The sequence below is a fragment of the Streptomyces sp. NPDC047880 genome (genome assembly GCF_040706515.1).
In the GTDB taxonomy this organism is placed as follows: domain Bacteria; phylum Actinomycetota; class Actinomycetes; order Streptomycetales; family Streptomycetaceae; genus Streptomyces.
Window position 1 is genome coordinate 335697 of sequence record NZ_JBEZOK010000005.1, and the last position, 23456, is coordinate 359152.

Consider the following 23456-nt stretch of genomic DNA (forward strand, 5'->3'; position numbering starts at 1 on the left):
CTGCGGGTCAACAACCGGGCCGGGAGCACACCGGTGCGCGGCTGACCACCGCGCGCGAAACGGTGTGAGGGTTCGGCTCACTGATTCCCCGGGGGAGAGTGTCTTGAGGCTTGTCTGGTTTTCCTGGCTCCTGCGTCACTTCACGGAGTACGGCTACAGCCAGGGGCTGCTGCGCGCCGCGATCGGCACGACGGCCGTGCTGGTGACCGCCGCGCTGGCCTGGTTCACCCTGCACCGCAACCGGCCGGCCGCGATAGCCGCCGCGGGTCTCACCTCGGCCGTCGGCATCGGGTGGCTGGCCTTTCACTGACGGGGCTTCCCCGAGCCTGATCAGCGCACTCGTATGCTCGGAGGATGACGACTCCCGCGACCTCCGGAACCGGCCCCACCGAGAACTCCATGCGTCGCGCCCTGAAACGGGCCAGGGACGGCGTCTCGCTCGACGTCGCCGAGGCGGCGGTGCTGCTCCAGGCCCGGGGGGAGCAGCTGGAGGACCTGTCGGCCTCGGCCGCCCGGGTGCGGGACGCGGGCCTCGAGGCGGCCGGGCGGCCCGGAGTCATCACGTACTCCAAGTCCGTCTTCATCCCGCTGACGCGGCTGTGCCGGGACAAGTGCCACTACTGCACGTTCGTCACCGTCCCGGGCAAGCTGCGCCGCGAGGGCCACGGGATGTTCATGTCGCCCGACGAGGTGCTGGACATCGCCCGCAAGGGCGCGGCCCTCGGCTGCAAGGAAGCCCTCATCACCCTCGGCGACAAGCCCGAGGACCGCTGGCCGGAGGCGCGCGAGTGGCTCGACGCGCACGGCTACGACGACACCCTCGCCTACGTCCGGGCCGTCTCCATCCGGATCCTGGAGGAGACGGGCCTGCTGCCCCATCTCAACCCGGGTGTCATGAGCTGGACCGACTTCCAGCGCCTCAAGCCGGTCGCGCCCAGCATGGGCATGATGCTGGAGACCACCGCGACCCGCCTCTGGTCGGAGCCGGGCGGCCCGCACCACGGCTCTCCCGACAAGGAACCGGCCGTCCGCCTGCGGGTCCTGGAGGACGCCGGGCGTTCGTCCGTCCCCTTCACCTCCGGAGTCCTCATAGGCATCGGCGAGACCTACGAGGAGCGCGCCGAGTCGCTGTTCGCGCTGCGGAAGGTCTCCCGGGCCTACCACGGCGTGCAGGAACTGATCATCCAGAACTTCCGCGCCAAGCCGGACACCGCGATGCGCGGCATGCCCGACGCCGAACTCGACGAACTGGTCGCCACGGTGGCCGTCGCCCGGCTCCTCATGGGCCCGAGCGGCAACATCCAGGCCCCGCCCAACCTCGTCGACGACGAGTACGAGCGGCTGATCCGCGCCGGCATCGACGACTGGGGCGGCGTCTCCCCGCTCACCATCGACCACGTCAACCCCGAGCGCCCCTGGCCGCAGATCGAGCAGCTCGCCGAGAAGTCCCGGGCGGCCGGGTTCGAACTGCGTGAACGGCTGTGCGTGTACCCGGAGTTCGTGCGGCGCGGCGAGCCCTGGCTGGACCCGCGGCTGCGCCCGCACGTGGCCGCGCTGGCCGACCCCGAGACCGGCCTGGCCCGGCCCGAGGCCCTCCCGCGGGGCCTGCCGTGGCAGGAGCCGGAGGAGGTCTTCACGGCGTCCGGCCGCACCGACCTGCACAGCTCCATCGACACCGAGGGCCGTACGTCGGACCGCCGGGACGACTTCGACGAGGTGTACGGCGACTGGGGCGCCCTGCGCGAGGCCGCCGCCCCGGGCATGGCCCCCGAGCGCATCGACACCGACGTACGCGAGGCCCTGCGCACGGCCGCCGACGATCCGACGAAGCTCACCGACGACGAGGCCCTGGCCCTGCTGCACGCGGACGGCCCGGCGCTGGACGCCCTCGCCCGGGTCGCCGACGACGTGCGGAAGTCCGCCGTGGGCGACGACGTCACCTACATCGTCACGCGCAACATCAACTTCACCAACGTCTGCTACACCGGCTGCCGTTTCTGCGCCTTCGCCCAGCGCCGCACGGACGCCGACGCCTACACCCTCTCCCTCGACCAGGTCGCCGACCGGGCCCAGCAGGCCTGGGACGTGGGCGCGGTGGAGGTGTGCATGCAGGGCGGCATCCACCCGGACCTGCCCGGCACGGCGTACTTCGACATCGCGCGGGCCGTGAAGGAACGCGTCCCCGGCATGCACGTGCACGCCTTCTCGCCGATGGAGGTCGTCAACGGCGCGACCCGCACCGGCATGTCGATCCGCGAGTGGCTGACCGCCGCCAGGGAGGCGGGCCTGGACACCATCCCGGGCACGGCCGCCGAGATCCTCGACGACGAGGTCCGCTGGATCCTCACCAAGGGCAAGCTCCCCGCGGCCGACTGGATCGACGTCGTCACGACGGCCCACGAGCTGGGCATCCGCTCGTCCTCGACGATGATGTACGGCCACGTCGACCAGCCGCGGCACTGGCTCGGGCACCTGCGCACCCTCGCGGGCATCCAGCAGCGCACCGGCGGCTTCACGGAGTTCGTGACGCTGCCGTTCGTGCACACCAACGCGCCGGTCTACCTCGCCGGGATCGCCCGTCCGGGCCCGACCATGCGGGACAACCGCGCGGTGACGGCCATGGCCCGGCTGCTGCTGCACCCGTACATCCCCAACATCCAGACCAGCTGGGTGAAGCTCGGCACCGAGGGCGCCGCCGAGATGCTCCGCTCGGGCGCGAACGACCTCGGCGGGACGCTCATGGAGGAGACGATCTCCCGCATGGCGGGCTCGTCGTACGGCTCGTACAAGTCGGTGAAGGACCTGATCGCCGTGGCGGACGCCGCGGGCCGTCCGGCCCGGCCCCGGAACACCCTCTACGGCGAGGTCCCCGAGGAGCGGCAGCGGGCGGCGACGGCGTCGGACGGGCATCTGCCGGAGCTGCTGCCGGTGCTCGACTGACCGGTGCGCGTCCGGCCGGTGCGCGTCCGGCCGGTGGCCTACTGGCTCCCGGCGTCCGCCGGCTCGTGCGCCGTCAGGGTGCGGCCGGCCGTGGTGCCGGGGGCCGTCGGGGGCGGCGCGGGCCTGCCCCGGCCCAGCAGGAGCAGCAGCAGGCCGAGGGAGCAGGCGATCGCCGGCCAGTAGACGTACCGGTAGTCCGTCGCGGGCATGATCGGCAGATAGCCGAGGATGTAGGCCGCCGAGCTGACGCCCAGCGCCCGGACGGGCATCGCGAACACGCCCCGGCCGGGACGGATCGTCAGCACCAGCGCGACGGCGAGCCAGAACCAGCCGCGGAACAGCCACGGCAGGTCCTGTGCCGTGCCCTTGACGTACGTGGCGAGCATCTCCTCCAGACGCGGGTGCGCCACCTCGACGCCCAGGTCGTTGCGGGTGATCCCCGCCTTGTACGGGTAGTCGGTCTCGAACAGCAGGGTCGTGAAGAGCAGCAGCCGGTACTGGAGGTACTGCGGCACGTGCCCGCTCATCTCCCGCAGCCACAGGGACGTGATCTCGCCCGAGTCGCCGCGCAGCCCGTCCGCCGGTCGGCGGTAGCAGGCCCAGTAGGCGTCGGAGAGGGCGCCGGCGCGTTCGCACTCCCGCGCGGAGGCCACGAGCCGGTCCCGCAGGGCGGGTGACACCTCCGCCGAGCGCAGTTCGTCCACGGTCAGCACGTGGACGAGGTCGTCGAGCATGATCTGCGCGCCCTGCTTGGTCTGCAGCGGCGCGGCGAACAGGGAGATGGCGGCGGCGGGGACGACGAGCGCGGCCGCGAGGGCCGCCGTGCACGTCACCCACGTACGGCGTTGGGGGGCGCCCCACAGCGCGAGGACCAGCATGACGAAGACGGGGATCGCGGCGAGGAAGGCGTTCTTGCGCACCAGCATGGCGTAGGCGAGGAACAGCACGCCGAGCCCGAGCAGGCCCCAGCGCACGGCGCTCCGGGGGTCGCGGTCCCGCAGCAGCAGGCCGGTGAAGGCGACCGCGCAGGCGGCGAGCAGGGCGAACGCCGCGTGCACGTCCTTCCACACCACCCCGACGAAGGTCAGGACGTACGGCAGCAGCCCGAGACCGAGCACGGCGAGCGAACCGCCCCGGCTCGCGGTCAGCCGCCACACGCAGCGGGCCAGTACCCACAGCGCCGCCCAGAAGACGAAGGACTGCAGGACCAGCATGGACGTGATCGAGCCGGTCACCGCGATGAGGGCCCGCCACACCAGGGCGAGCACGGGCGGGTGCCAGTCGGTCAGCGGTGTCATGCCCCGGGCCTGCCGTAACTGGTCGAGGCTGTCGGGACTCAGATATCCGGGGGCGAAGACGAGGACCGTGGCCGGCCAGCAGACCGCGGCGACGGCGGCCAGCCCCCAGGTCCAGTGCTGCCGCTCTCGCCGCATCCATCCCGTTTGTCCCATATTCCGGATGTTAAGGGTTCGGTCGGGGCCGGCCGGCCGGGGGGCGACGAAGACGAAGCGCCGGTAGGCGTAGAAGCGGAACAGGGTCGCGAGGACCCAGCCGGTGATGCGGGCGGTGTTGTCACTGAGCGCCGAGTCCAGCCCGAGCAACTGCCGGGAGGCGAAGACCGTGCCCGCGGTGATGGCGAGCCCGACCCCGTTCGCGACGAGGAACAGCGCCAGCTCGTGGGCCACCTTCTCGCGGTGCCGGCCGCGGTAGGTCCAGTAGCGGTTCCCGACCCAGCTGAAGAGCGCGGCGACGGCCGTCGCGACGACGGAGGCCTGCACGGGAGTGCTCCGCATCACCCCGCCCGCCGCGCCGCCGGGCAGGCCGAAGACGAGCAGGTTGTACCCGCCGTTGTCGACCACGAAGGCCAGGACTCCGACGACACCGAACTTGGCGGCCTCGCGCCAGATGCCCTGGATGGCGTCACGCGCACGCAGCGTCACAGACTCGAGGACCGGCACACGGCGAGCGTAGCGACCCGGCGTGCCCCATCCGGTCAGGCGCGCTCATATCGCATGATGTCCGACTATGTGAGGTGCTGATGTATGAGGTGCTGACGGTGTGAGGAACCGGTCGAGTGAGGAGTGGTCGTGGAACCGACGATCGCGTGTGTCGTGCCGTGCCACAACGAGGAGGCGGCCGTCGGCAAGGTCGTCCGCGACCTGCGCGCGGCCCTGCCCGAAGCCGTCGTCTACGTGTACGACAACGCCTCCACCGACCGGACCGTGGAGGTCGCCCGGGCGGCCGGCGCGATCGTCCGGCAGGAGAGCCGCAAGGGCAAGGGCAACGTCATCCGCCGTGCCTTCGCCGACGTCGACGCCGACGCGCTGCTCATCATCGACGGCGACGACACCTACGACGCCTCCCGCGCCCGGGACCTGGTGGACCTGCTCTTCGAAGGCCCCTACGACCAGGTCGTCGGCGCCCGCCGGGTGACCGTCGACGGGGCCTACCGGGCGGGGCACGCGGTCGGCAACAAACTGCTCACCGGGGCCGTGCGGGCCCTGTTCGGCAACGACGTCACCGACATGCTCAGCGGCTACCGGGTCTTCTCACGGCGCTTCGTGAAGTCCTTCCCGGCACTGGCCCGCGAGTTCGAGACCGAGACCGAGATGACGATCCACGCGCTGCACCTGCGGCTGCCCACCGCCGAGGTCCTCACCGACTACCGGGTCCGGCCCGCCGGCGGCGAGAGCAAGCTGCGCACCTACCGGGACGGCTGGCGCATCCTGCGGGTCATCCTCGACCTGGCCCGGCGCGAGCGCCCCTCGCTGGTCCACACCGTGCTCGCGGGTGTCCTCGCCCTGGTCTCGCTCATCCTCGGCATCCCCGTCATCGCCGAGTTCGTCGAGACGGGCACCGTGCCCCGGGTACCCACGGCGATCCTCGCCGCCGCGATCATGACCATCGCGGCCCTGGTCCTGCTCGTGGGCTACATCCTCGAATCACTCATGCACATGCGCCAGGAACAGACCCGCCTGGTGCACCTCTCCTACCCGGCCCCCCTGCGCACCCCGCGCTACGCCGCCCGCGGCGCGGGCACGGGCCCGGTCCCGGTCCGCAAGGCCGCCGGGGGCCCCTGAGGGATCCGGGGGGCGGCGGGTGCGCAGTACGATGATCGGAACCCCGCTTCGCTGCGGGGTCCCGTGACTGAGGAGATGCGTGCCGGTGCCTGCCCGACTTCCTTCGTGGGCCTGGGTGGCCGGGCTGACCGTGGGAGCGATAGCCGCGGTGACGGTCCTGGGTGTGCGGGCGGACCAGGGCTCGCACCCCACGGCCACCTCGGCCGAGCCGAGCAGCACGGCCTCGGCGCAGCCCACCCCCACGGCCTCGGCCCCGGCGCGGGTGCCCGACGGCTCCGGCACCGGCCGTCGCGTCGTCTACTCCCTGGGCGAGAAGCGGGTGTGGCTGGTCGACGCGAGCGAGGCGGCCCGCCGGACGTTCACCGTCTGGCCCGGCTCGGTCAGCCCCGACCCCGGCCGCTACACCGTGTCCTCACGCAACCCGGCCACGACCGGGTCGGACGGCGTCCAGATCGAGCACATCCTGTACTTCGCGGCGAAGGACGGGGTCTCCGTCGCCTTCTCCAACGCGGTCGACGGGGCCTCGCCGCCGCCCGCCGCCTCCGGCACCAGGACCGGCGGGGTCAGGATGCGGAAGGCGGACGGCACGGCCCTGTGGGCGTTCGGCACGGTCGGCACGACCGTGACCGTCGTCAGGTAGCGGGGGTCTGCGTCCGCGGGCCCGACAACTGGTTGACGATCAGCACGACCCCGCTGAACAGGAAGATCCGCGTCGCCGCGTCCAGCCCGTTCCAGTCCTCCGACTGCCACATCGAGAACCACTCGCCGCCGATCGCGATGAACCCGGCCCCGAACAGCAGCATCACCATCAGCAGCCCGTACGTGGACATCCGCCGGGCCCGCAGGTCGTCGCGCCGGACCCACAGCCAGCTGCCGTATATGAGGACCAGCGCGGCGACGGTCTCCCAGACGATGATCCCGACGTAGGCGGCGTCCTGCAGCCCGCGGCTCGTGACGGCCCGCCACATCAGGTCCTCGTCCTTGAACGTGGTGTCCATGGCCAGCACATGGCGGACGAACTGCTGGTTGGTCCCGAAGTCGGTGATGTTCCCGAAGGCGACGAGCGCCATGTAGAGGGCGATGGTCGCGGTGAGCAGGGTGGCGGCGAGCGACAGCGTGCCGCGTGAAGTGGAGGTGGCCATGACGATCATTCTCCCCGCGCACCGCTTTCCGTTGTATCCCGCGGCAGTTGAGCGAGAATGACGACCGCGACGAACTGCGCGGCGAGGGCGCGTACACGCAGGCCCTGGCCGAGTACGACGAGGCTGTCGCGCTCGATCCGGACCTGGCCCTCGCCTACCGGCACCGGTCCGGCATCCGGGGCGACCTCGGCGACCACGACGGGGCCATCGCCGACCTGGACCGGGCCGTCGCACTGGACCCGGGCAACGCCTGGTAACTCGCACTGCGCGGGGAGCACCACCGCATCGCCGGGCGGGACGCCGAGGCGCTCCGGGACCTGACCGAGGCGGTACGGCTCGACCCCGCCTCCGCGTTCGCCCGGGCCTCCCGGGGCGCCACGTACGAGCGGGCCGGGGACCTGGACGCGGCCCTGGCCGACCTGGACCGTGCGCTGGACCTCGACCCGGACTACGCCTGGGCTCTCGCCCGCCGCGCCCGGGTGTGGCGGGCACTGGGCGACTCCCGGCGTCAACTGGCCTACCTCGGGCGGGCGTTGGAGCAGATCCCGGACTGGCCGTGGGCCCGCTGCGAACGCGGCGACGCGCTGCGCGCCGCCGGCCGCGACGAGGAGGCGGTCGCCGACCTGGACATCGCACTGGCCCTGGACCCCGCGTACACGTCGGCCTACGCGAGCCGGGGCGAGTCCCTGGCCCGCCTGGGCCGCCACGCGGAGGCCCTGGCCGATCTGAACCGGGCGGTGGAAACGCGGCCGGGTTACGTCTGGGCCCTGTGCCGCCGGGCCGTGCTGCATACGGCCATGGGGCACCCGGAGGAGGCCAGGGCGGACATGGCGCGCGTCCGGGAACTCGATCCCGGGGCGCTGGAGAGGTTCGCGGACGTCAGCGTTCTGCCGTGAACCCCAGGAACTCGGACCAGGCGCCGCCGGTGAACGTCAGCCGGGCGCCGTCCTTGTTCTTGGAGTCGCGGATGTGGATGGAGGGCGAGGATATGGCGACCTCGACGCAGTCGGGCCCGTCATTGCTGCTGTAGCTGCTCTTGAACCAGGCGAGTTCAGTGGTCACGTCTCGTCTCCCAGAACTTTCTCAATGAAGGCCAGGGACTCTCGGGGTGAGAGGGCCTGCGCCCGGATCATTCCATAGCGCATGTCGAGGATCTGGGCGTCCTTGGGATCGCTGATCACGCGGTTGTGCAGCTGGGCTTCGCAGTGTCCCAGCGTCTTGCCGTCCTGGAACTTCAGGAGCCGGAACGGGCCCGCCATACCCGCGTGGTCCTCGCGGTTGATCGGCATGACCTGGATCGAAACGTGCCGCAACGCGGCGACTTCCAATAGGTGTTCGAGCTGGTGGCGCAGCACCATTTTGCCCCCGATGGGCCGCCGAAGCGTCGACTCTTCCTGGACAAAGGTGATGAGCGGTCGCGGCAGGCGGTCGAAGACCGACTTCCGTGCCATGCGGGCGGCGACATGACGCTCGATCTCGTCCTCCGTGTAGGCAGGACTGCGCATGGCGTACAACGCGTGGGCGTACTCGGGTGTCTGGAGCATCCCGTTGATCTGGTGGTTGTCATAAGCCCCGAGTTCGAGGGCCTCGTCCTCCAGCTTGGCGAGGTCCCGCACCTTCTTCGGATACCGAGCCCTCTCCACATCCTCCTTCATCGCGGAGATCTTGCCGCCCGCCCCCAGCACCTCATCCGCCTTGTCGAGAAAATCCGGCTTGGGGATGCGCCGGGCCCGCTCGACGGACGAGACCATCTCCTCCCCGTATCCGATGGCCGAGCCCAGCTCCGTCTGCTTGAGCCCGGCGGCCTCGCGCCACATCTTGATCTGCCGCCCGACCGTCCGCAGCACGGCCGCCGCTTCCTCGTCCTCCACGCGTTCCCCTCATGACGTACGAGCCGTACGACCCCGCAACGCGTCCGGACAGTCACGCTCCGTACCGAGGCCGTCGCTGTTCAGGGTAGGGACGGACGAGCACGCTGGGTGACATGAGTCAGAAATCCCCCACGCGAACCCCGCTGCCCACCCGGCATTTCGGCGTGCAGCTGTCCAGCACTCGAAGAGGTGCTCGACTGGCCCGCCTGCTCACCGAACGCCAGCTCGACGAGTGGGGCGAGCCGCACGAGGCCGCCGCGCAGGTGGTCGCGGAGCTGGCGTCCAACGCCGTCCGGCACGGACGCGTCCCGGGCAGGGACTTCCGGCTGCGGGTGGAGCTGGCCGCCGACCGCACGCTCCGTCTCGAGGTCACCGACGCCCGGGGCGACCGGCTCCCGCGCGTCCCGGACCCGGGGGAGGAGGACGCGGAGGGCGGCAGGGGCCTGCGCATCGTCGAGGCGTACGCGGACCGCTGGGGGGTGGCGGACGCACCGGCCGGGGCGAAAACGGTGTGGGCGGAGCTGGTGCCGTAGGGGCCGGTCCTCGAAGGGGGCCCACCGGTCCCGTTCGATTACAGTGCTGGGCGTCGTACGTGTGGACGGTCCCTGGGAGGTCGAGGTGGGTGCGACTGCCGGCGCCGTCTGGGGCCGTACGGAGCAGCAGGACTTCCGCAGCCGGGTGCGGGGGACCCTGCTCGGCGTGGCCGTGGGAGACGCCCTCGGGACGCCGGTCGACGGGCTGACCATGCAGGGGATCCGTGAGGCGCACGGGGCGGAGGGCCTGGTGGACCTGGCCCCCGCCTACGGCAGACGCGGCGCCGTCACGCATCTCACGCAGCTCACCCTGTTCTCCGTCGACGGGCTGATCCGGGCCCAGGTCAGACGGGACACCGGCGCCTGGCACCCGCCCACCGACCTGCACCGGGCGTATCTGCGCTGGGCCGCGACCCAGCGCGACTGGGGGCCGGACGAGCGCCGCAAGGAAGACGGGTGGCTGGCGCGGGAGGAGTGGCTGTACGCGCGGCGGGACCCGAGCCGTGCCCTGCTGCTGGGACTCGGCGACGAGACCATGGGGACGCCCGAGGCGCCCAAGAACCCCGGTGAGGCCGGGCCCGAGCCCGCGGCCCGGTCCGCCCCCTTCGGCCTGCTCGTGGGCTGGGAGCCGCAGCTGGTCGCCCAGCTCGCCGTCGAGTGCGCCGCGCAGACCCACGGCCATCCCACGGCGTCGCTCGCGGCGGGCGCGTACGCCGTGCTCGTGCATGCGCTGGCGCTGGGCGAGAGCCTCGATGCCGCCGCGCAGCGGACCCTTGCGCTGCTGGCCGCCCGGCCGGGGCACCAGCCCGTGTCGGATGCGCTGCAGCACGCGCTGGGCGCCGTGCGGCAGGGCATGCCCGGCCCGGAGCGGGTGGCCGAGCTGAGCGGGGCGGGCACGGCCGAGGGGCTCGTCGCCGCCGCCGTGTACTGCGCGCTGGTCGCGGCCGACGTCCGGCACGGGCTGTGCCTCGCCGTCAACCAGGACGGCCCCTCCGCCGCCACCGCCGCGCTGACCGGCGGCCTGCTGGGCGCCCTGCACGGCGAGACGGCCCTCCCCCCGGCCTGGCTGGCCGAGCTGGAGGGCCGTCCCACGATGCTGGAGCTGGCCGACGACTTCGCCATGGAGATGACCCAGGGGCCCGCCCTGCACGGGCCCGGAGGATCGTCGCCGGGCTGGCTCGCCAGATATCCGAGAGCGTGAGCCCGCTCGGTCCCGGACCGTCGCCCCGGGCCCCCGTCCGTCGTCTCAGTCCTTGACGGTCGTCCGCACCACCTCGTCGGTGGGGCCGGCCGGTGCCGGGACCCTGGCCGCCGCCGTTCCGTCGCCGTCCGTGTTGATCTTCTCGATGAGCGCCAGCCGCTCCGGTGTGTCCTCGGGCCGGATGTAGCCGACGAGGACGTACAGCACCAGCGACACCGCCAGCGGGATCGACACCTGGTACTGGAGCGGCACGCCGCCCTCGACGTTCCAGTTGACCGGGTAGTTCACCAGCCAGAACGCGAGCAGCCCCATCGACCAGCTGACCAGGGCCGCCGTGGGGCCGGAGCGGCGGAACGCGCGCAGCAGGCCCAGCATCATGGGGATCGCCATCGGGCCCATCAGGCCGGCCACCCACTTGATGACCACCGTGATGATGTCCTTGAACGCGGGGGAGTCGACCTGGGTCGCCGCCGCCATGGACAGGCCGAGGAAGACGACCGTGGCGATCCGGGCGACCCGCAGGCCCTGGCTCTGGTTCCAGGCCCGGGCCCGCGCCCAGATCACCGGCGCGCAGTCCCGGGTGAACACCGCAGCGATGGCGTTGGCGTCGGAGGAGCACATGGCCATGGTGTGCGAGAAGAAACCGACGATGACCAGGCCCAGCAGCCCGTGCGGGAGGAGCTGTTCGGTCATCAGCGCGTAGGAGTCCGAGCCGTCCGGCTTCTGCGACTCGACCAGCAGCGGCGACATCCACATGGGGAAGAACAGCACCAGCGGCCAGACCAGCCAGAGGATCGCCGAGAGGCGGGCCGACCGCTCGGCCTCCTTGGCGTTCGGCGTGGCCATGTAGCGCTGCGCCTGGTTGAGCATGCCGCCGTTGTACTCGAAGAGCTTGATGAAGAGGAACGCCAGCAGGAACACCGTGCCGTACGGGCCGACCAGCGGTTTCTCATGGCCCTGGAGCTCGGGCGCGTCCCAGACGCCGAAGAAGCCGCCGTGGTCGTCGAGGCGTACCGACACCGCCACGAACATGGCGACGCCGGCCAGCAACTGGATGATGAACTGGCCGAGTTCGGTGAGCGCGTCCGCCCAGAGGCCGCCGATCGTGCAGTAGACCGCCGTGATGCCGCCGGTGATGAGGATGCCCTGGTTGAGGGAGATGCCGGTGAAGACGGACAGCAGGGTGGCGATGGCGGCCCACTTGGCGCCGACGTCCACGATCTTCAGGAGCATCCCGGACCAGGCCAGTGCCTGCTGCGTCTTCAGGTCGTAGCGGTTCTTCAGGTACTCCAGCGGGGAGGCCACGTGGAGCCGGGAGCGCAGCCGGTTGATGCGCGGGGCGAACAGCTTCGAGCCGATGGCGATGCCGAGGGCGATGGGGAAGGACCAGGTGACGAACGAGGTGACGCCGTAGGTGTAGGCGATGCCCGCGTACCCGGTGAACATCACCGCGCTGTAGCCCGACATGTGGTGCGAGATGCCGGACAGCCACCAGGGCATCTTGCCGCCGGCGGTGAAGAAGTCGCTGACGTTGTCGACGCGTTTGTGCGACCAGACGCCGATCGCGACCATCACGGCGAAGTAGCCGATGAGCACGGCCCAGTCGAGACCGTTCATGTGCGCCCTCCCAGGGATCAGCCCGGCGCTCATCGTGGGCGCTGCCGCGTGAACACGACAAGTGAGGGTAAGGTCAAGGGGAGGCAAAAATGTTCGACGTGATGGCCTTGGTTCACCTATATGAACTCAACGCATCAACTCCCCGGCGTTGACCAGCAACGACTGCCCGGTGATCGACCGCGCCCGGTCCGACGCCAGGAACACCACCGCGTCGGCCACGTCCGTGTCCGTGGCCAGTTCGGGCAGCGCCATCCGCCCGGTCAACCGCTCCAGGACGGTCTCCTCGGGCACGCCCTCCGACTGGGCCGCGAACTGCACGTACGCCTGCACCGGCGGCCCCCACATCCAGCCGGGCAGTACCGTGTTCACCCGGATCCGGTGCGGCCCGAGCTCCCGGGCCAGCGAGTACATCGCACTCGTCAGCGCTCCCTTCGACGCCGCGTACGCCGCCTGCCGCACCTGCGAGGGGGCGGCCACGGCCGACTGCGTCCCGACGAACACCACCGACCCGCCGCCTCGCTTGAGTGACGGCAGACAGGCCCGGGTCATCCGCAGCGTGCCCAGCAGGTTCACGTCCAGCACCGACCGCCAGGACTCGAAGTCGGCGTCCTCCAGTCCGCCGAAGTAGCCGTCGAGCGCCGCCACGTGCACCACCGCGTCGAGGCCCCCGAACCGCTCCCGCGCCAGCCCCGCCAGCGCCTCGCACTGCGCCTCGTCGCGGATGTCCGTGCCCCGGTACGCGGTGCTCGTCCCGCCGGGATCGACCTCGGCGGCCGTCTTCGCCAGGCTCGCCTCCGTACGGGCCCCGAGCACGGCACGCCCGCCGTCCCGTACGACCGCCGCCGCGACCTGCCGCCCGAGCCCGGCCCCGACCCCCGACACGACGACCGTCTTCCCCGCGAGCAGTGACATGGCAGGACCTCCCCGGACCGGAACCCTGGCGCTCCATCTGACGGAGCGTCAGAGTATGGGTCAGTCACCGACGAAGGGGAAGGGCATGAGCGAGGACACCCGCAGCGAGCTGTACGCCGAACTGGCCGCCGTCGGCCCCTACGGCACCCACCCCGGGCACGCCCTCATCACCATGGTCGAGCCGCATCCCGGCCACGAGTACGCGTACAACCGCTGGTACGAGGACGACCACTACTACGCCGGCGCGATGGCCATGCCCTGGATGTACGCGGGCCGCCGCTGGGTGGCGACCCGCGATCTCCAGCTGCTGCGCTACCCCGAGAAGTCGGCCGTGGCCCAGCCGGTCACCGCCGGCTGCTACCTCTCCACCTACTGGATCACCGACGGCCGCTACGACGACCACATGCGCTGGACGGTCGCCGTCAACAAGCGCCTCAACCGGGACGCCCGCGTGTACCACGACCGCACGCACGTCCTGACCGCGTTCCAGGACCACGAGGCGACGGTGTACCGCGACGGAGCGGCCGGCCCCCGGGACGTCCATGCCCTCGACCACCCCTACGCGGGTCTGGTCCTCCAGGTCGTCGAGGCGGACGAGCCCGCGCAACGCGCCCCGCTCCTGGAGTGGCTGCGCACCCGCCACCTTCCCCGGCGCCTGGCCGGCTCCCCGGCCGCGCTGGTGACGGTCTTCCGCCCGACGCCCCTGCCCGGCGACCGCATGACGTACGTCAAACAGGTCGAGGGCGTCGACACCCGCCTGACGCTCCTGTGGTTCCTCCAGACCGACCCGAGGGAGTGCTGGGACCCCTTCTTCACCGGCCTCGACCGGGCGGTGGCCGAGTCGGGCCTGGGCAGGGTGGAGCTGGTGGCCCCGTTCATCCCGACGGTGCCCGGCACGGACACGTACGTGGACCTGCTGCGCTGAGGGTCAGCGCAGCTCCTCCGGACACGGCGTACCCCGCGGGAGCTGGTACGGCGCCGCCAGCCGGTACGTCCCGGCCTTCGGGGCCAGCAGCTCCGTCCACTTGTCGCCCTGCGCGTCCTCCTCCGTCTCGGCGAGGCAGCCGTTGACGTTCACGTACGTCTTCGGCTCGTCGTCGGGACGGTTCCTGGACTCCTCGGTCTCCTGCGGCGGCTTCAGGCTCTTGCCCTCCGCGTCGACGATGCTCAGCCACGGCGAGTACGGGATGCGCACCAGGATCCGGCCCGGCTTCTTCACCTGGAGGACCATCTCCCCCTGCTCGGCCCGGTCGACCACCGCGTTCGGCTCGGCCAGCGGGGTCGGGGCGGTCACCTTGAACAGCTGCCAGGTGGTGTCGCCCCAGATCTGGGTCAGATACGGCAGGCCGCGCCGCACCAGCGCCCGCTCCCGCTGCCCCCCGTCACCGTCCGGCTCGCCCTTCGGCAGCACGACGTAGTGCACCGCCCAGCGCTTCAGCCACTCGTGGTAGTTCGCCGAGTTGAGCGTGTCGTCGTAGAAGAGGGGGTTGCGCTCCATGTCCGCCTGCCGGTTCCAGCCGCGGGCCAGGTTGACGTAGGGGGCGAGCGCGGACGCCTCGCGGTGGGAACGCGCCGGGACCACCTCGACCCGGCCCTTCTCGGCGCCGACCTCCTGCAGTTCGTTGACGAGCGGAGCCAGCTCACGCGACCAGGACGCCGCCGGGGCCGTGTGCACGATGTCGTCGACCGTCTTGAAGCCGATCCACACCCCGAAACCGCACAGCGCCACCACGGCCGCGTACCACTTGCGGCTGCGCGGCACCGTGAACGGCAGCGCGGCGACCAGCGCGACCCCGGCGAACAGCATCGCCAGCCGCGTGATGTTCGACCCGATCTGGGAGCTGATCAGCCACACCAGCACGACCCCGAGGCCGTAGACCGCGGCCGTGAGCCGGACCGTCTTCCACTCCTGCGGCACCAGCACGTACGCCAGGACGGAGAACGCCAGTGGCAGCAGCACCGAGCCGATCACCATCGGCTGCGTGCCCGAGAACGGGAACAGCCACGCCGACACCGCTACCACGGCGGTCGGCGCGAGACCCAGCGCCCAGGCGCCCGGACGCCGCTTCTGCAGGAACAGCGCAACCGCCACCAGGCCCACGAACAGGCCCGCGACCGGCGACGCCATGGTGGCCAGCGCGGCCAGCGGCGCCGCGCTCAGCGCCTTCGCCCAGCGCTTGAACCGCCACCGGTAGGGCCAGCAGAACACGACGGCGACCGCGCCGAGCGCGAACATCATGCCGAGACCGAACGTCACCCGCCCCGACACCGCGTTGCAGAACAGCCCGAACACGCCCGCCAGCGACGCCCACAGCGGGTTGAGGACCGAGCGGCTGCGCAGCAGGAGCAGGGTCAGCAGACCGGCCGAGACCGTCCCCGCGATCATCATCGTGGTGCGCACGCCGAGCACCGACATCAGATACGGCGACACCACGCTGTACGAGACCGGGTGCATCCCGCCGTACCAGGCGAGGTTGTACGCCGAGTCCGGATGACGGCCGACGAACTCGGCCCACGCGTCCTGCGCGGCCAGATCCCCGCCGCTGTTCGCGAACGTGAAGAACCAGAGGATGTGCAGCGCCGCGGCGAGCCCCGTGACGGAGAGGACCGGGTGCCGCAGCATGCGCTCACGCAGCGCCAGCACGGGGGCGGGCCACTCGAACCCCGCCTCGCGCTCGCCGGAGGCGCCGTCTTCGGACGCGCTGCCTTCGGACGCGCAGCGGTGGGCCGGGCCGGCTCCGGACGGGCCGCCTTCGGGCGCGCTGCCGTCCGGCGCGGTGGCGTTACGCCCCGCGGCGTTCGACGAGCTGTCTTCCGGCGCTTCGGGCAGGCGTATTCGCGGGCCTGATACCGAGCCCGGTTCGGCGTCGTCTGCGTGTGTCGGCTCCGCAGTGGCCACTCGAAGGCACTCCCCGTGTCCCGTCTTCTGTTCTCGCTTCGCCACAGCGCCTGCGCGAGCGGCGGCATGTCCCGATTCGGGACGCTAGCACGCACCCCGCCGGGCGGCGCCCGGACGGGCCGTCACCGGCGGGGTGCGGTGGTGCGGGTCGTGCCCCGGGTCAGCCGATGCGCGTGAGCTTGGCCCCGAAGCCCGGCTCCGCCAGGTCCTTCTGGAGGGCGACCGGGACCTTCACGGCACTGGTGGTTCCGTCACCGACGGTCAGCGTTCCCACCTTGGTGCCGGCCTTCGCCGTGTGCGGCAGGTCACCCCCGGCGAACGTCAGCTTGACCGACAGCCCCGCCCAGCCGACGGCCGTGACGTCCTCGGTGACGGCGACCGGCGTGCGGCCGCCGAGACCGTCGTCGGCGTACCCGACGACGTCGCCCTTCTTCAGGATCGTCGCCGACTCCAGCGCGCCCTGCGCGGCCCGGATCAGCTTGTCGCCCTCGTGCAGCGCGGCGCCCAGGATCGTGTTGTCCGGACCGCCGGCGGGCTGGCGCACGACCGCGCCGATGATCCGGTGGGTCTCGCCGTCGACGTCCTTCTTGGCCGCGAAGACGAGGTTGCCGAGCGCCGAGGTGGTGGTGCCCGTCTTGATGCCGGTGACGTCGTTGGAGCCGACCAGGCGGTTCCAGTTGTCGTGCTTCGTGCCCTTGTAGTCGACGTACGACATCATCGCCGCGACCTCGCGGAACGCGGGCTGCTGCATGGCGGCCTTGGCGAGCTTCACCTGGTCCACGGCCGTGGAGACGGTCGTGTTGTTCAGGCCCGACGGGTCGGTGTACGTCGTGTTCTTCATGCCGAGGTCCTTGGCGGCGTCGTTCATCTTCTGCACGAACGCCTTCTCGGACCCCGCGTCCCAGCGGGCGAGCAGCCGCGCGATGTTGTTCGCGGACGCGATCAGGATGCTCTCCAGGGCTTCCCGCTCGGTGATGCTGTCGCCCTTGGTGACGTCGACGGTGGACTCCTGGCCGGCGTCGGACTGGTCCTGGGCCGCCTGGTCGATGCCGATCTTCGGGCCCTTCTCACCGCTCTTGAGCGGGTGCTCGCGCAGGATGAGGTAGGCGGTCATGACCTTGGCGACACTCGCGATCGGCACGGGCTTCTGCTCGCCGGAGGACCCGAACGTGCCGATGCCCTGGACGTCGAGGGCGGCCTGGCCGTCGGCGGGCCAGGGGATGCCGACCTTGCCGCCCTCGAAGGTGTAGCTGTCCTCGGCGGTGAGTTCCAGGGTGGGCGAGGGGAGCGGGCGCACACTCTGCACGACCGCGAAGAGGACCACCAGCAGCAGCACCAGCGGCGTCCAGATCTTCACCCGCCGGGCCGCCGTGCGCAGGGGGGTCTCCGGGGGCGGCGGGGTGTTCGTCAGCTCGGCCAGCAGGTCCAGCGGCGGCTTGGGCGGCAGCGGCTGCTGCGTGGTCCGCTCGGGGCCGATGGTGGGGACGGGCGCGGTGGCCTCCGCCGGGGCGGGCGGCTTCCTGGTCGCCGGGTCGTCCAGGTGCTTGAGCGCGACGAACTTGCTGGTCCGCTCCGCGTCCCGCTCCGAAGCGCCGCCCTTGGGGTCGTCCTTCTCCGGAGCGGCCGTCTTCTCGGCGTCCGCCTTCTGGGCTGCTGCCTTCCGGGCGTCCGTCTTCGGGGCGTCCGTCTTCGGGGCGTCCGGCTTCGGAAGGTCCGACTTCGGGAGGTCCTTGGCCCCGCCCCCGAGCTTCAGCATGGTGGTGGGCTGATCGACCGGGGGCCGCTGCACCTTGAAGACGGCAGTGGGCTGGTCGACGGGGGGTTCGGCGGGAACGTCGTCCCCACGGTCACCGCCGCCGGCGGCAACGCCACCGGCCCCGGCGGCCTTCGGGGCCTTGCCCGTGCCGGGCTTGTCCGCAGGGGCGCCGGTGGCTTCGCCGGTCTTCGGGGTCTTGCCGGTGCCGGGCTTGTCCGCAGGGGCGCTGGTGGCTTCGCCGGTCTTCGGGGTCTTGCCCGTGGTGGACTCGCTCTTGGCGGCGCTGTCGGCCGGGGCGTCGTCGGTGTCGTCCTCGGCGGCGCCGGTCTTGGCGCCGGCGTCCTTCGAGGCCGCCTTGGCGTCGGCGTCTTCGGCCTTCGGCGCGGCCTTGGCGTCCGCGGAGACGCGCGGGTCCGCGGGCGCGCGGCCCTTGTCGTCGGCCCGCTCGGCAGCGTTGTCGTCGGCGTCGGGGGCCTCGGGCGTCGTCCTGTCGCTCACCGCGGCACCGGCGGCCTTCGGGGCCTTGCCCGTGCCGGACCCGCCCTCGGCGGTGCCGTCGGCCGGGGCGTCGTCGGTGTCGTCCTCGGTGTCGGTGTCGGTGTCGGTGTCGGTGTCGGCCGCATCGGGCGCCGTGTCGGCGTCGTCGGTCCGCTCGTCCCGCTTCGTCTCGGTGTCCTCGCCGTCCCCGCTGTCCGCTGTGGCGGAACGGTCCGCCTCGGCGTCGTCGGCATCGGCCCGGTCCGCCTCGGAGCCCTCGGAAGCCGACCCCGCGGTTTCCCGGCCGTCCTCGTCGCCCGCGTCCGCTCCCGAGCCCTCGGCCCCGTCCTGCCCGTCCCGGGCGTCCGCGTCGGCCTTCTCGGGCTCCCCGGCCTTCTTCGCGCGCTCGGCCTCAGGAGCCTCGTCGTCGGCGTCGGCGGCAGCCTCCTGCTCACCGTCCGCCGACGCGACCCACGCGGCCACGGCGTCCCGCAGCCGTCCGTCACTGCCCTCGGCCGCGGACCCCTCGGCGGAACCCGCACCGGCCGCCGCGTCCTCGGTGCCCGAGTCGCTCTCGGCGTCCTCGGCGCGCGCCGCGTCCGAGTCGGCCTCCGGCCGTCCGGTGTTCTCCGGGTCCTCCGCCGTCCGCGTGGACAGCACGCGGGTCGCCGTGTCGGCACCGCCTCGCGCAGAGGACTTCTCCGCGTCCCGGGCCACCGCGAGCCGCGGGTCGGCGGCTTCGCTCCTGGCTTCCGGAACCGGACTCGCGCTCCCCGACGTCCTTCGTGCCGACGACTCGCGCTGCTTCGACCTGTCGGGGGACTCGCCCGCCACCGATGCCTCCTCCTCGCGCCGCAGACCCCGCGTGCGCGTACCGAACCGTGAACCGCCGCCCGTGACACCGCCCCGGCGCTGTCCGAACCATCTACCAGTGTCCTGTGTGCGGGCCAAACCCATCCGGTAGACGAGAACGACATACCTACTGGTTCCACTACGAACCGGTCACGCACCCTCGACAGACCAATGTGAGAGGGGTCACCCTGTCTTTCATCCACGCGGGGAGGCATGGATGGGCAGGAGCCGCAGAACACTTCCGGAGGAGCTTCTGCTGCTGGCGTTGGACCCGGCCACGGGTACCACCGCACAGCCGCAGTCGCTCGACCTCGGTCTGGCCGGAGCACAGCTAGTAGAGCTGGCGCTGGCCGGACGGATAGCCCCAGACGGGGATCGTATCGCCGTGGTGGCACCACGGCCGACTGGAGATCCGACACTGGACTGCGCGTTGGAGTTGCTGCGAAGGCGTGGCGCTCCCGTGCGTGCCGTCCACTGGATCGGCGGGCCGCGTCTCGGGCTGCGCCAGACCTACCTCTCGCATCTGGAGCGGTGCGGCATGGTGCATGCCGTGGCCGGCCAGATGTGCGGAGTGCTGCCGACGACTCGCTACCAGGCGACGGACACCGAGATCAGCCGGGAGATCAGGGCCCGGCTGGACTCCGCCATCCGCACCGGCGTCCCGCCGGACCCGCGGACCGCGGCCCTCGCCGCCCTCGCGCACGCGGTCGGCCTCGGCAAGCACCTGTACCCGGGCAACGAGGGACGTTCCTCTCGCTCCCGGCTCAGGGACCTGATCAGGCACGACCCCATGGGCGGTCTCGTCGCGCACGCGGTGATGGACGTCCAGAACGGCGTCGCGGCCCAGCCGCGCCGCAGCCCGGCACCGTCCGGCCGTCAGGCCCCCGGCGGAGCAAGGCCCGCAACGGAACCCGCCCGAGGCGTTCCGATGCAACCGCGCCACGGATCCATGGCGCGCGCCGTGGTCCACTGAGCCGCGCCGCGCCCGCACGGCCTGCGACCGGCACACGCACCACGGGACCCACGAACCCGGTCACGGGAGCCGCTGTCCGAGCGGGGCGGAGAGAGCGCACACTCTCTCCGCCCCGCTCGGCGTGTCGTGTCCGAACTGGCGTGTACCCGCCGCATATCCACCGTTTCCCAGCGGTAGTAAGCACCTTGGTGGCAGTCTGCTCAACAGCAGATACGCAAAGTAGAGGCACGCAGCCGGAGGTGCACGTCCCGTGGCGTCCAATGTCAATCCCACCGTCAGGAGGCGCCGGCTGGGCCAGGAGCTCCGCAGGCTCCGCGAGCTCAAGGGCATGACGGCCGAAGAGGTGGCCGAGCGGCTGCTGGTGTCGCAGTCGAAGATCAGCCGGCTGGAGAACGGCCGGCGCAGCATCAGCCAGCGCGACGTCCGCGACCTGTGCGGGGTCTACGAGGTCGAGGACCAGCGCATCGTCGACTCGCTGATGCAGATGGCCAAGGACTCCCGCCAGCAGGGCTGGTGGCACGCGTTCGGGGACATCCCCTACAGCGTCTACATCGGCCTGGAGACGGACGCCGAGTCGCTCCGGGTCTACGAACCCCAGATCATCACCGGCCTGCTGCAGACGCGGGCGTACGCCGAGGCCATCATCCGCGGCGGCTCGCCCGAGGCCTCCGAGGCGGACAACGACAAGCGCGTCGAGGTCCGGCTGCGCAGGCAGGGCCGGATCACCGCCGAGACCGAACCGCTGCGCCTGTGGGTGGTCCTGGACGAGGCGTCCCTGCACCGGGTCGTCGGCAGCCGGCCGGTGATGCGCGAGCAGCTGGAGCACCTCATCGAGATGTCGCAGCTGCCCCACATCACCGTGCAGGTCCTGCCGTTCGAGGTCGGCGCGCACGCCGGCATCAACGGCCAGTACTCGATCCTGGAGTTCGCCGACGCGGCCGACTCCAGCGTCGTCTACATCGAGGGCGTCACCAGCGACCTGTACCTGGAGAAGCCGCTGGACGTGCAGAAGTACACGGTGATGTATGAGCACCTGCGCGCCCAGTCGCTGAACGTGGACCAGTCCCGGCAGCTCATCGAGCGTGTGGCGAAGGAGTACGCGCGCTGAGCCGCCGCCGGAGGATGACCTTCCAGTCGGGCAAAGCGCGGGGATGCTACCCCCTGACACGCCTGACTGGAAGTCTCCCCTGGAATATGCCATCCGGTCGAGTGAATGACTGCTCCGAACGGTGAGGGTGGCGAGTAGCGTCGATCACGCCAACCACCAGCACGGGTTGGCGTAAACGCAACTCGCAACGGAGCGAACATGGCAATTCGTCTGGGCGCCACGCAGACGTGGACGACCTCCTCCTACACCAACAACAACGGCGCGTGCGTGATGGTCAGGTCGACCGTCGCCGAGGCCCTGGAGCTCGGGGACACCAAGGTCCCCGAGGGGCCCAAGCTGGCGTTTCCCGCCGACGCGTGGAACGCCTTCGTGGCCTCGGTCAAGGTCTGACCCCGCGATCGACAGCACCACAAGCACCACCGACCGAGCCCTCTCGACCAGCATCGCCGTCCTTGCCGAGAGGGCTCCGCTTGTGCCCCGAGAGCTCCGCGCGGGCGATCAGCTCACCGGGAACGCCACGTCGCACACCGGGTCCCCGGGCCCCGCGGCCTCCCAGTCGGCGAAATACAGTTCCCGGCAGGGCCCGGTCGCCGTCAGCCCCTGGGCCGCCATCCACTCCTCCACCGCCTCGAAAGCGGCCAGGATCTGAGGGTGCGCCACCTGCGCCTTGGTGATCCTCGTGTACGCCAGCCGCCGGGCGGGTTCCACCCGTACCGCCGTCTCCCACGCCCTGCCGTGCCGCTCGGCCCAGGCCCGGGCCGCCCCCTCGTCGGCCACCGGCACGCACGCCTCAGCCGGCCCGTCGCTCTCCATCGACACTTCCGCGTGATAGGCGACGTACGGCACCCCGGCCACGCCCCCGCACTCCCGGGCCGCCCCCTCCAGCCGGCCCAGCGCCGCCCCGATCCACGCCGGCAGTTCGTCCGCCAGCGTGTGCCGCTTCTCGGAGATCACCACCTGGGCGGGCACCTCCACCGTCCCGACCGTGAACTTCCCGTACATCTCGGAGCTCCTCCCCGACAGTCGTCCACGGAGGTACTCGGCGAGCGTCCGCTGCCCCGCCACCCGCGCCTCGACGTCCGCCCAGTACGCGCCGAGCAGCGCGGCAGCCGCTGCCCCGTCGCCGGCCTCGACCACCTCGGCGATCCGGGCGAGCGGCATGTCCAGCTGCCGCAGCATCGCCACCAGCCGGGCCCGTTCGACCTGACCGGCGCGGTAGTAGCGGTAGCCGGTCGCCCCGTCGACGTGCGCCGGGGCCAGCAGGCCCAGCCGGTCGTACAACCGCAGGGCCTTCGGCGACAGGCGGGCACGAGCGGCGAACGCCCCGATGGTGAGCAGCTCCAGGTTCCGTTCCGGTCCGTCCACCACGGCATCCTCCGTCATCGGGCGGCTCTTCCGCCCGACGACGAGGACACTCGGGCCTGCCCCAGGGGCAAGGTCAACGCCCCCGGGGGCCCGCCTCAGGCCAGCTGGGCCTCGATCGCCGCCACGACCTCCGCCGCGTCCGGCTCGGTCTGCGGCGAGAAACGGGCCACGACACGGCCGTCCCGGCCGACGAGGAACTTCTCGAAGTTCCAGCGGATGTCCCCGCCGTGCCCCTCGGCGTCCGCGAAGCCCGTCAGCCGGTCGTACAGCGGGTGCCGGCCCTCGCCGTTCACCTCGACCTTCTCGGTCATCGGGAAGGTCACGCCGTACGTCGCCGAGCAGAACTCGGCGATCTCGTCGGCGTTGCCGGGCTCCTGGCCCAGGAACTGGTTGCAGGGCACGCCGAGGACGGTGAAACCGCGCGCCGCGTACTGCTCGTGCAGCTTCTCCAGGCCCGTGTACTGCGGGGTCAGGCCGCACTTGGACGCGACGTTCACCACGAGCACCGCCTTGCCCGCGTACTGGGACAGGTCGGCCGGGCCGCCCTGCAGCGCACCGATCTCGACGTCGAGGGGAGAGGAACCGTTGGAAGTCGTCATGAGCAGACCCTAGTAGTGCTTGGTCAGGTCGGTTGTGGTGGTGCGTGTCCTCCGGGCCTGGTGTGGCGTTGAGGGTGTGTGACTCCGGACGAGATTGGCTTGGTGCGTGGTGAGTTGGAGGCGTTCGCGGC

22 protein-coding genes and 1 pseudogene are annotated in these 23456 nt (G+C 71.7%); 13 read left to right on the plus strand and 10 right to left on the minus strand.

Features of this window, described 5'->3' with window-relative positions; translation table 11 throughout:
* Window positions 1-103 precede the first annotated feature (103 nt).
* A complete protein-coding gene (locus AB0937_RS11315; protein WP_366711058.1) occupies window positions 104-310 on the plus strand; it encodes a hypothetical protein in 207 nt (68 codons plus the stop codon).
* Between the two features lie 44 nt (window positions 311-354).
* Window positions 355-2940: a bifunctional FO biosynthesis protein CofGH gene (locus AB0937_RS11320; RefSeq protein WP_366711059.1), complete on the plus strand. Its 2586-nt coding sequence runs from the start codon at window positions 355-357 to the stop codon at window positions 2938-2940.
* 38 nt (window positions 2941-2978) lie between these two features.
* Here the strand turns inward: AB0937_RS11320 and AB0937_RS11325 are convergent, their stop codons facing one another.
* On the minus strand, window positions 2979-4898 hold the full coding sequence (locus AB0937_RS11325) for a GtrA family protein (protein ID WP_366711060.1): 1920 nt from the start codon (window positions 4896-4898) through the stop codon (window positions 2979-2981).
* A 123-nt stretch (window positions 4899-5021) separates the two neighbouring features.
* On the opposite strand from AB0937_RS11325, the gene AB0937_RS11330 reads away from it, so the two are divergent.
* Both AB0937_RS11330 and AB0937_RS11335 read left to right on the plus strand, forming a co-directional pair.
* On the plus strand, window positions 5022-6020 hold the full coding sequence (locus AB0937_RS11330) for a glycosyltransferase family 2 protein (RefSeq protein ID WP_366711061.1): 999 nt from the start codon (window positions 5022-5024) through the stop codon (window positions 6018-6020).
* Between the two features lie 85 nt (window positions 6021-6105).
* Window positions 6106-6660 (plus strand): hypothetical protein, encoded by a 555-nt coding sequence (locus AB0937_RS11335; RefSeq protein WP_366711062.1) that lies wholly within the window; start codon window positions 6106-6108, stop codon window positions 6658-6660.
* On the opposite strand, the gene AB0937_RS11340 is transcribed toward AB0937_RS11335, so the two are convergent.
* Entirely contained in the window at window positions 6653-7162 is a 510-nt protein-coding gene (locus tag AB0937_RS11340) for a DUF2165 domain-containing protein (protein WP_366711064.1), read from the minus strand. The genes AB0937_RS11335 and AB0937_RS11340 overlap by 8 nt on opposite strands.
* A gap of 47 nt (window positions 7163-7209) precedes the next feature.
* Between AB0937_RS11340 and AB0937_RS11345 the strand changes: the two genes are divergently transcribed.
* From AB0937_RS11345 to AB0937_RS11355, 3 genes and pseudogenes are all read left to right on the plus strand, one after another.
* A complete protein-coding gene (locus AB0937_RS11345; protein WP_366711065.1) occupies window positions 7210-7419 on the plus strand; it encodes a tetratricopeptide repeat protein in 210 nt (69 codons plus the stop codon).
* Window positions 7420-7446: 27 nt separating this feature from the next.
* Window positions 7447-7602: pseudogene (locus AB0937_RS11350) on the plus strand (hypothetical protein); the annotation flags it as partial.
* A gap of 39 nt (window positions 7603-7641) precedes the next feature.
* Window positions 7642-8058, plus strand: coding sequence for a tetratricopeptide repeat protein (locus AB0937_RS11355; protein WP_366711066.1), 417 nt, complete (start codon window positions 7642-7644; stop codon window positions 8056-8058).
* On the opposite strand, the gene AB0937_RS11360 is transcribed toward AB0937_RS11355, so the two are convergent.
* Window positions 8042-8224: a DUF397 domain-containing protein gene (locus AB0937_RS11360; protein WP_366711067.1), complete on the minus strand. Its 183-nt coding sequence runs from the start codon at window positions 8222-8224 to the stop codon at window positions 8042-8044. The two genes, AB0937_RS11355 and AB0937_RS11360, sit on opposite strands and share 17 nt — an antisense overlap.
* Window positions 8221-9033, minus strand: coding sequence for a helix-turn-helix transcriptional regulator (locus tag AB0937_RS11365; RefSeq protein ID WP_366711068.1), 813 nt, complete (start codon window positions 9031-9033; stop codon window positions 8221-8223). Before AB0937_RS11365 ends, AB0937_RS11360 begins: the two co-directional genes overlap by 4 nt.
* A 113-nt stretch (window positions 9034-9146) precedes the next feature.
* Here AB0937_RS11365 and AB0937_RS11370 point away from each other — a divergent pair, with 113 nt between their 5' ends.
* Both AB0937_RS11370 and AB0937_RS11375 read left to right on the plus strand, forming a co-directional pair.
* Window positions 9147-9566: an ATP-binding protein gene (locus AB0937_RS11370; protein ID WP_366711069.1), complete on the plus strand. Its 420-nt coding sequence runs from the start codon at window positions 9147-9149 to the stop codon at window positions 9564-9566.
* A gap of 85 nt (window positions 9567-9651) precedes the next feature.
* A complete protein-coding gene (locus AB0937_RS11375) occupies window positions 9652-10767 on the plus strand; it encodes an ADP-ribosylglycohydrolase family protein (RefSeq protein WP_366711071.1) in 1116 nt (371 codons plus the stop codon).
* Window positions 10768-10812: 45 nt separating this feature from the next.
* Here AB0937_RS11375 and AB0937_RS11380 read toward each other — a convergent pair whose 3' ends face one another.
* Both AB0937_RS11380 and AB0937_RS11385 read right to left on the minus strand, forming a co-directional pair.
* Window positions 10813-12384 (minus strand): sodium:solute symporter family protein, encoded by a 1572-nt coding sequence (locus AB0937_RS11380; RefSeq protein WP_366711073.1) that lies wholly within the window; start codon window positions 12382-12384, stop codon window positions 10813-10815.
* A 126-nt stretch (window positions 12385-12510) separates the two neighbouring features.
* The gene (locus tag AB0937_RS11385; RefSeq protein WP_366711074.1) at window positions 12511-13296 is read right to left on the minus strand and encodes an SDR family oxidoreductase; all 786 of its coding nucleotides are present in this window, start codon (window positions 13294-13296) and stop codon (window positions 12511-12513) included.
* Window positions 13297-13381: 85 nt separating this feature from the next.
* Between AB0937_RS11385 and AB0937_RS11390 the strand changes: the two genes are divergently transcribed.
* On the plus strand, window positions 13382-14221 hold the full coding sequence (locus AB0937_RS11390) for a hypothetical protein (protein WP_366711075.1): 840 nt from the start codon (window positions 13382-13384) through the stop codon (window positions 14219-14221).
* Between the two features lie 3 nt (window positions 14222-14224).
* Here AB0937_RS11390 and AB0937_RS11395 read toward each other — a convergent pair whose 3' ends face one another.
* Window positions 14225-16195, minus strand: a complete 1971-nt coding sequence (locus AB0937_RS11395) for an MFS transporter (protein WP_366711077.1) — start codon at window positions 16193-16195, stop codon at window positions 14225-14227.
* A 160-nt stretch (window positions 16196-16355) separates the two neighbouring features.
* The gene (locus AB0937_RS11400; RefSeq protein WP_366711078.1) at window positions 16356-19262 is read right to left on the minus strand and encodes a D-alanyl-D-alanine carboxypeptidase; all 2907 of its coding nucleotides are present in this window, start codon (window positions 19260-19262) and stop codon (window positions 16356-16358) included.
* Between the two features lie 235 nt (window positions 19263-19497).
* Between AB0937_RS11400 and AB0937_RS11405 the strand changes: the two genes are divergently transcribed.
* The 3 genes from AB0937_RS11405 (at window position 19498) to AB0937_RS11415 (ending at window position 21751) form a co-directional block, all read left to right on the plus strand.
* Window positions 19498-20253 carry a GPP34 family phosphoprotein gene (locus tag AB0937_RS11405; RefSeq protein WP_366711079.1) on the plus strand — a complete coding sequence of 252 codons (756 nt, stop codon included), beginning with the start codon at window positions 19498-19500 and terminating at the stop codon, window positions 20251-20253.
* A gap of 250 nt (window positions 20254-20503) precedes the next feature.
* Entirely contained in the window at window positions 20504-21361 is an 858-nt protein-coding gene (locus AB0937_RS11410; protein ID WP_053672886.1) for a helix-turn-helix transcriptional regulator, read from the plus strand.
* Window positions 21362-21559: 198 nt separating this feature from the next.
* Window positions 21560-21751, plus strand: coding sequence for a DUF397 domain-containing protein (locus tag AB0937_RS11415; RefSeq protein ID WP_366711081.1), 192 nt, complete (start codon window positions 21560-21562; stop codon window positions 21749-21751).
* A 108-nt stretch (window positions 21752-21859) separates the two neighbouring features.
* Here AB0937_RS11415 and AB0937_RS11420 read toward each other — a convergent pair whose 3' ends face one another.
* Both AB0937_RS11420 and AB0937_RS11425 read right to left on the minus strand, forming a co-directional pair.
* The gene (locus AB0937_RS11420; RefSeq protein WP_366711082.1) at window positions 21860-22744 is read right to left on the minus strand and encodes a MerR family transcriptional regulator; all 885 of its coding nucleotides are present in this window, start codon (window positions 22742-22744) and stop codon (window positions 21860-21862) included.
* Between the two features lie 77 nt (window positions 22745-22821).
* Entirely contained in the window at window positions 22822-23325 is a 504-nt protein-coding gene (locus tag AB0937_RS11425) for a glutathione peroxidase (RefSeq protein ID WP_366711084.1), read from the minus strand.
* Window positions 23326-23456: the final 131 nt, after the last annotated feature.